Source organism: Pseudomonas endophytica (assembly GCF_001411475.1).
GTDB lineage: Bacteria > Pseudomonadota > Gammaproteobacteria > Pseudomonadales > Pseudomonadaceae > Aquipseudomonas > Aquipseudomonas endophytica.
In genome coordinates, this window is record NZ_LLWH01000148.1 from 1 (window position 1) to 1110 (window position 1110).

Below are 1110 nucleotides of genomic sequence, written 5' to 3' on the forward strand. Positions count from 1 at the left end.
GTTCCGAGTTGCCATTTGGGCGACGCTGTATTCGCCGTCCTGACCCAACATGTCAACGCCTCTCTGATGGGGGAGCTGGAAAAATTCATAGAAGAAGCAGCAGCCTCTCTGCCTGATATGCTGACCCGCTCGGGCAATCTTGGCTATGACGTACTCAGCGGTCTGGCCAACAATATTGAACGCACAGCAACGGGCAACATCGATACGTCGGCAACTAAAGCCAAAGCCTCACAAAGCCTGAAAGCACTTTATAACCCTGATGAAACTGTTTCTTTCTGGGCTGCGGCAGGCGGCCTCATTGCCAGCGGCAATGAATACATCGCCAAAAAAACAGTCAACGTTGTCGCTAGCAACAGTGGAGGGCTGCTGCTAGCTGCCGTCCAGCCTTACATCGACATACTGAACTGGCTCGCCAAACAGGTCCGCAGTACGCTGACGGCGTTAGCCAACCCCGATGTCCAGCACAGCATTGGCTGGATTCTCTCCAGCCTCCTTCAGGCGGTACGCAAGCGCAAAAAATCTCGGGTGCAAGCGACTAACGCCCCAGTACAACACGTCGGAACAGCCAGAGCCCAGACCAACCAGGGCAACCTAGGAGCCATTGGCCAACAAGGCAAGGCCAAGAACGATCCCAATCCAGTCACCAACGGCGTGTGCTCAGGCTCGTGCAACAGCATCAGCTTCGCCCGTGGCACCGAAACCCTCGTGCACACCGACTTCAATCTGCCAGGCCCGTTTCCTGTGTCATGGGCGCGCACCTACCGCTCCAGCCTCAACGCCTTCGATCGCAGTGCATTCGGCGCTCGCTGGATCACCCCATTTTCGATGCGCCTAGACCTCAACGACAACGGACTGACCTACCACGCCAACGACGGGCGCAGCCACGACTACCCCTTGCCCAAGACGGGCAAGCTCCACTATGACCCGGTTGAAAAGGTCGTGCTGGTACGCGCTGACGACAATCACTTTAGGCTTGTACGCGGACACGACAGCCAGGAACACTACCAACGCATCCGCAAACGCTGCTACCTGACCGCTATCATCCTGCGCGGCGGCGCCCGCATCGCCCTGCACTACGAACACCAACACGCCAGCCAACCCGTGCTGTCA

1 protein-coding gene is annotated in these 1110 nt (G+C 57.7%); it reads left to right on the forward strand.

Going from position 1 to position 1110, the window contains the following annotated elements; all coding sequences use genetic code 11:
• On the forward strand, positions 1 to 1110 hold a 1110-nt coding region (locus AQS70_RS23780; protein ID WP_241492824.1), incomplete at both ends, for a DUF6531 domain-containing protein.